We start from the raw sequence: 6,228 nt of genomic DNA on the forward strand, positions 1-6,228 counted from the left end.
GGCCGGGTCCGGGCCCTCCTCCCCCATTGGCACCATCGGCAGCAGTGGCACGGGCCTCTACGCCGTGCCCACCGCCTCCTCCTCGGCCAAGGCGTCAGCCTGGGCCTCCCCCAGCGCGAGCGCCTCGCCCGCCGCCCCGCAGCTGCGGATCCAGATCGCCTACAACCGGGTCGGCCGCGATCTCACGCTCACCTTCGGCTTCACCGGCTTCGTGCTGGAGCCGCTGACCGCCGCCGGCGGGAAGCTGAACTTCCCGACGCCCGCCACCCGCGACATCGGTCTCGGCGAGACCCTGGCCTGGGGCGACGGCACCAACTCCGACGTGCCCGTGAGCGGTCGCCGCTGCCCGGTCGACAAGGAGGCGCGGGTGGTGCGCGAGGTCAAGGACACCTACCAGGCGATGAAGAAGTACACCGGTCCCGGCACCTACACGGTGACTTACACCTACTTCGCGTGCGGCCTGACCAACGGCAAGATCTCCGGGACGCTCACCATCAACGTCCCCAGGTAGAGGTTCGGCGCACGCGCGGGCCGACAGCCGACACAGTAGGTTCGCCGCGTGGAGATCAGCGGTCACGGCGGCAATCTGGCCCTTCCCGTCCTGCGCGCGCACGGCGTGCGCGAGATGTTCACCCTCTCCGGCGGGCACGTGTTCCCGCTCTACGACGGGGCGGTGCACGCCGACCCTCCGATGCCGCTCTACGACGTGCGGCACGAGCAGAGCGCGGTGTTCGCGGCGGAGGCGGTCGCCCGCCTGAACCGGCGGCCCGGCCTGGCCGTGCTGACCGCGGGACCGGGCATCACCAACGGCATCTCGGCGATCACCACCGCGCACTTCAACGGCTCCCCGGTGCTCGTGCTCGGTGGCCGCGCTCCGTCCGGGTTGTGGGGAGCCGGTTCCCTGCAGGAACTGGACCACCCGCAGTTGGTCGCGGCCGTCACCAAGCTCGCCACCACCGCTCCGACGACCGCGGACATCCCGGACTACGTGGACCGCGCGCTGCGGGTCGCCACCACCGCGCACCGCGGCCCGACCTTCCTCGACCTCCCGATGGACGAGTTGTTCGGCGACGCCAAGGTCGAATTGCCGGCCCCGCCGCAGCGGACCCCGATCGGCCCCGACCCCGGAGACCTGGCCCGGGTTGCCGACCTGCTCCGGACCTCGGTGCGACCGGTCCTGCTGCTCGGCTCGGACGTCTGGGCCGACGGTGCCGAGGTGGCGGCGCGGGCCTTCGCCGAAACCTTCGGCATCCCGACCGTCACCAACGGCCAGGGCCGCGGCATCCTGCCGATCGGCCATCCGCTGCTGGTGACCAAGGCGCGGGGGCAGGCATTCGGGGGCGCCGACCTGGTGATCGTGGCCGGCACCCCCCTGGACTTCCGCCTCGGCTTCGGCCGCTTCGGTGCGCTGGAGCAGGAGCACCCCACCCCCGTCATCCACCTGGTCGACGCCCCGGACCGCCTCGGGGGCGGCCTGGTGGAGCCGGCGGCCACCGCCGCCGGTGACCTGACCGCGGTGTTCACCGGGATCGCGAACGCGCTGACCGGAGCGCCCGGCCGCGGCGACTGGCTCACCCACCTGCAGGGCGTGGTGTCCGCCCGGGCGGCCAAGGACGCGGAACTGCTGGCCACGAACACCCCGGACATCCACCCGGCCCGGGTGCTCGGCGAGCTGATCCCCCGGCTGGACGCGGACGCGGTGGTGATCGGCGACGGCGGCGACTTCGTCTCCTATGCCGGCCGGCTGATCGAGCCCCAGCGGCCAGGTTGCTGGCTGGACCCGGGCCCGTACGGCTGTCTCGGCACCGGTCTGGGCTACGCGATGGGCGCCCGAGTGGCCCGCCCCGACGCCCAGATCGTGGCGCTGCTCGGCGACGGGGCCGCGGGTTTCTCCCTGATGGACGTGGACTCCCTGATCCGGCACCGGATGCCGGTGGCGCTGGTGGTCGGCAACAACGGCATCTGGGGCCTGGAGAAGCACCCCATGCAGGCCATGTACGGCTACGACGTGGTCGCCGACCTCACCCCGCAGTGCCGCTATGACGAGGTCGTGAAGGCGCTCGGCGGGGCCGGCGAGATGGTGACCGACCCGGACGACCTCGGGCCCGCACTCGACCGCGCGCTGGCGGCGGGGGTGCCCTACCTGGTCAATGTGGTGACCGATGCATCGGTCTCCTACCCGAGGACGACAATTCTCGCGTGAACGACACCTACTGCGATCGCTGCGGCGATGAACTCGGCACTCACCCCGCATTGACCCACCAGGCGTGCCGCGAGCTGCGGGCGCTCGAGCCCCCGCGCTACTGCCCGGAGTGCAAACGCCGCTTGGTTGTTCAGGTGGTCCCCGACGGGTGGAAGGCGCACTGTTCGGCCCACGGCCCGATCATCTGACGTTACGTCAGGTCCTCTCAGGTCAGGGCCGGATCCAGCACCGCCACCAGATCCCCCTGCTGCAACCGGTCCCCGGGCCCGACCACCACCCGGCGCACGTGACCGGCCCGGGGGGCGAGCACCGGGATCTCCATCTTCATCGAGTCCAGCAGCACCAACGTGGCGCCGGCCTCGACCTCGCTCCCCGCGGTGACCAGGACGGCGGCGACGGTGCCGGGCAGCTCCGCGCGTACCGGAAAGCCGTCCTCCACAAAGCCCTCCTCTCGCGCAGCCTCGTTCAGCCTGATCGCGACGGCCGCGTCTTCCCCGCTGCGGGGCCCTCGCGTTGCGACACTAGTCGCGTGGGGTTGACCGTGCTGGTTCTCGTGGCCGCGTTCGCCTTCGGCCGGTTGGCCGGAGGCCCGGGCCCGTTGTTCGCACCGCAGGTGCACCGGGTCGGGCTGCTGGTCGCGGCGTTCGCGGTCCAGGCGGCCGAGCCGCTCGTGGCCGGGGAGGTCGCCTACTCCTTCCCGCTGTGCCTGGCCGTGTCGGCGACCCTGATGGTGCAGTTCGCGGCCGGGAACCTGCGGGTGCCCGGTGTGGCGCTGGCCACCCTCGGGCTGTGCGCGAACGCCCTGGTGGTCATCGTCAACGGCGCGATGCCGGTCTCGGAGTCGGCGGTGGCGCGGGCCGGGATCAGCGTGGAGCACTTGGCCCTGGAGTCCGACGACCGGCACGAGCCGCTGGACGGCGCCTCCCGGATGACGGCGCTGGCCGACCGGATCCCGGTGCCGATCCCCGGCCACCGCGAGGTGGACAGCGTGGGCGACGTCGGGATCGCGGCCGGAGCCGGGCTGTACGCCTTCGCCGCGGCCTACCGCCGGCGCGGCATGTTCGCTTCCTCAGGCATCATGGCCAGGTGGGAACCCGAGCGCTGCTGATCTTCGACGGGGACTGCGGGTTCTGCTCCCGCTGTGCCCGGTTCGCCGCGCGTCGGCTGCCGACCGGTGCCGAGGTGAAGCCGTGGCAACGGGTGGATCTGGCCGCTTACGGCGTCTCCCCCGAGCAGACCGCGCATGAGGTGGTCTGGGTCGGCACCGATGGCCGGATCGACGGCGGGGCCCAGGCGGTCGCCCGGCTGCTGCTGGACTGCGGCGGGGTGTGGAAGCTCCCCGGCCTGCTGCTACGCGTCCCGCCGTTCCGCTGGGTCGGGCACGGGCTGTACCGCCTCGTGGCCAACAACCGCTACCGCCTGCCCGGCGGCAGCGCGGCGTGCAAGGTGCCCACGGCGGAGTGACACTGGCCGGGTCTCCAGACGCTGACCGATCTTCTCCAGCGGCGCGAACGCCAGCCAGCACACCACCAGCGGCAGGAAGTGGATCGAGATCGCCGCGTAGGTGATCAGGTGGAAGCTGAGGTAGAACCCCACCGCCAGCCCGAGCGCCCGGCCGCGCAGCACGAGCACCAGCGGCGCCGCGAGCTCGGCGGCCACCGTCACCCACTGCGCGAGCACGAGCAGTTCTGGCACGTGCACCAGGTGCTCGCCGAGGAACGTGCCCCGCCGTTCCACCGCCCACATCAGGGTCGCCCCGCTCGGCCAGTCCCAGCCGCCGTAGCGGATCTTCGCCCAGACCGAGAGCGTGTAGGTCGCGACCACCGCGAGCTGGATGCAGCGCAGCGCCCAGCCGGCCCGCTCGTCCGCGCGATGGTCGTGCGGATGGCTGCGTCCGACGGTGGGCAGCACGAACAGAGCGACCACGAGCGCGAGGTGGTCGTGATCGACCTTGCCGTAGGACATCCCGTAGAGCACCCAGATCAGGTGCCCGACCGCGATCGGCCAGCCGAGCAGCCGCGGCAGCCGGTTGGTGGCCGCGACCAGCGCCCCGATCACCAGTGCCGCCCGCAGCGCGAGCACCACGTTCTCCTGCGGCGCCGGCAGGTGGATCAGCCGGGCCAGCGCCACGGGGGTGTAGAACTCCGCCGGCGCCGAGGCCTTCGGCACGACGTCGTTGACCATGACCAGCACGTCGACCACGACGAACAGGTAGATCGCCGCGCGCAGCACCGCGATCCGCGAGTTCGGCAGCAACGGGAAGAACCAGCGCTCCACCCTTGCCGCAGGGGTCACGGCGGCGCTCACTTCGGCCCTCATTTCGGGACCGGGTCGGTCGGGCCGGCCCCGGGCACAGTGCTCCAGGTGGCGCTCCAGGCGGCGCTCCAGGACGTGAAGACGTCGGTGCGCTCCCCGGCCTCCCGCCCGTCGGCGAGCTCGACGACGTCCTGCCCGACGATGATCCGGCGCAGTTCGGGCCGGTCCGGGTGCAGGCGCGCCCAGGCCTCGGCCAACGTGGCCAGCCGCTGCGGGTCGGCGATGATCCGGTCCAGCTGGCCTTCCAGTTCGGCCCGGGCCACCCCGACGTCATCCGCGTTGGAGATGTCCAGCCGGCAGTGCGAGCCGTCCGCGAGGTCGGCCTCCACCCACAGCGCCCGGACCTCGCCGTCCGGGTCGATCCGGAACGAGTACTGGGACATCGGCCCGAAGGGCCACAGGTCGTCGTCGCCCCACGCCGAGCCGTAGACCAGCAGCCCGAGCGCCCCGGCGGCCACACCCAGCCGCCAGACCCGCCCGGCGCGGGACAGCGGCTTGCGCTTCGGGAAGCCGGCCTGCAGAACCATGTCGGGACGATAACGCGCAGCCCGCTCAGCTCACGCTGCGCGCGTCGTCGTGCGCTCGACGACGCGGGAGAGGGCGGCCACCACCCGCGGGTCGTACTCGTACGCCATCCCCAGCCGCAACCGCTCCAGGGCGTCCAGCCGCCGCTGGCTCGACGCGGACTCCCCCACCAGGTCGTCGAAGGCGTTGGTCGCCTTGATCACCGACGCCCCCACAGGAAGCGTCGGGTCCAGCGCCTCGTGCGGGCGCCGATAGGGCTCGGTGGAGCGCTCGACGATGTCGGCGACCCGGTCCAGCACGCCGGTGGCCCGGATCACCCGGGCCCCCTCCTCGGCGATGCGTCGCTGCTCGGCGGGATCGACCATGATCGTGGCCCCACCGGGGATCGGCTCGGTCAGTGAGAGCTGGCCGAGGTCGTGCATGAGGGCGGCGTACTCCAGGTCGCGCAGTTCCTCACCGGTCATGCCCAGCTCGCGCCCGACGGCCAGGGCCAGCTCACTGACCCGGCGCGCGTGACCGGTCTCGGTGTACCCACCGAGCTCGGTGACCCGCGACAGCGAACGCACGGTCTGCAGATAGGTCTCCCGGATCGCGACGAAGCGGCGGAAGGAGAACTGGGTGAGCAGCAGGGGCGCGCAGAACACCGGGATCGCCCACAGGTCCATCACCCCGACCGCGAGCGCGATCAACATGCCGGTGGCACCGATCGCGGAGCCGATGCTCAGCTCGGTGCGCAACTCGTCGCGCCAGGTCGTGCGCAGCCGCGCCCGGTCCATCTGAGCCCGCGTCAGACCGGCCAGCAACGCATCCAGCACCCCGACGCCGAGCAGGACCCCGATCATCACCGCGGCCAGACCGGGCCCGGGGTCCAGGTCCAGGCCCGAGTCGTCCACCACCGGACGGAACGCCGCCGCCGCACCCGCCACCACGAGCAGTCGCCGGGCCGCGTCGTCCAGGCCGACCACCCGGCCGGCCGCCGCGTGCGGCAGTCCGCCGATCAGGATCCCGATCGCCGCGACCGCGACCACCTGCGAGGCGCTGTGCTCGGCCGGGGTACCGGCCACCTCGGGCAGCAGGCAGTAGGCGAGCGCGCCGGCCACGCCCAACGGCGCAGCGTCGCGCTCGCCCGGCAGCGTCAACCGGACCAGCTCACCGAAGCCGACGAACGCCGCGAAGGCCAGGGC

8 protein-coding genes and 1 pseudogene are annotated in these 6,228 nt (G+C 72.7%); 5 read left to right on the forward strand and 4 right to left on the reverse strand.

Annotated features, from left to right (window positions below; genetic code table 11):
• From H0X00_RS20465 to H0X00_RS20475, 3 genes and pseudogenes are all read left to right on the forward strand, one after another.
• A pseudogene (locus H0X00_RS20465) lies at positions 1 to 511 on the forward strand (hypothetical protein); the annotation flags it as partial.
• Between the two features lie 48 nt (positions 512 to 559).
• Positions 560 to 2,203, forward strand: coding sequence for an acetolactate synthase (locus H0X00_RS20470; RefSeq protein ID WP_293774360.1), 1,644 nt, complete (start codon positions 560 to 562; stop codon positions 2,201 to 2,203).
• Complete coding sequence (locus tag H0X00_RS20475) at positions 2,200 to 2,391, forward strand: hypothetical protein (RefSeq protein ID WP_293774361.1); 192 nt, start codon at positions 2,200 to 2,202, stop codon at positions 2,389 to 2,391. Before H0X00_RS20470 ends, H0X00_RS20475 begins: the two co-directional genes overlap by 4 nt.
• Before the next feature lie 17 nt (positions 2,392 to 2,408).
• On the opposite strand, the gene H0X00_RS20480 is transcribed toward H0X00_RS20475, so the two are convergent.
• A complete protein-coding gene (locus H0X00_RS20480) occupies positions 2,409 to 2,642 on the reverse strand; it encodes a biotin/lipoyl-binding carrier protein (protein WP_293774362.1) in 234 nt (77 codons plus the stop codon).
• 90 nt (positions 2,643 to 2,732) lie between these two features.
• On the opposite strand from H0X00_RS20480, the gene H0X00_RS20485 reads away from it, so the two are divergent.
• On the forward strand, positions 2,733 to 3,311 hold the full coding sequence (locus H0X00_RS20485) for a DUF5317 family protein (RefSeq protein WP_293774363.1): 579 nt from the start codon (positions 2,733 to 2,735) through the stop codon (positions 3,309 to 3,311).
• Positions 3,290 to 3,667: a thiol-disulfide oxidoreductase DCC family protein gene (locus H0X00_RS20490; protein WP_293774365.1), complete on the forward strand. Its 378-nt coding sequence runs from the start codon at positions 3,290 to 3,292 to the stop codon at positions 3,665 to 3,667. The genes H0X00_RS20485 and H0X00_RS20490 overlap by 22 nt, the downstream gene beginning before the upstream one ends.
• Here the strand turns inward: H0X00_RS20490 and H0X00_RS20495 are convergent.
• From H0X00_RS20495 to H0X00_RS20505, 3 genes are all read right to left on the reverse strand, one after another.
• The gene (locus H0X00_RS20495) at positions 3,554 to 4,510 is read right to left on the reverse strand and encodes a hypothetical protein (protein WP_293774366.1); all 957 of its coding nucleotides are present in this window, start codon (positions 4,508 to 4,510) and stop codon (positions 3,554 to 3,556) included. The two genes, H0X00_RS20490 and H0X00_RS20495, sit on opposite strands and share 114 nt — an antisense overlap.
• An 8-nt stretch (positions 4,511 to 4,518) precedes the next feature.
• Complete coding sequence (locus H0X00_RS20500) at positions 4,519 to 5,046, reverse strand: hypothetical protein (RefSeq protein ID WP_293774367.1); 528 nt, start codon at positions 5,044 to 5,046, stop codon at positions 4,519 to 4,521.
• Positions 5,047 to 5,076: 30 nt separating this feature from the next.
• Positions 5,077 to 6,228, reverse strand: a 1,152-nt coding sequence (locus H0X00_RS20505; protein ID WP_293774368.1) for an HD domain-containing phosphohydrolase, incomplete at its 5' end; no start/stop codon positions are given.

The sequence above is a fragment of the Sporichthya sp. genome (assembly GCF_013815995.1).
Classification (GTDB): Bacteria; Actinomycetota; Actinomycetes; order Sporichthyales; family Sporichthyaceae; genus Sporichthya.

Excerpts from the sequence above, each read along its gene's own strand:
- H0X00_RS20500 (WP_293774367.1), bottom strand. The coding sequence starts at position 5,046 with ATGGTTCTGCAGGCCGGCTTCCCGAAGCGCAAGCCGCTGTCCCGCGCC.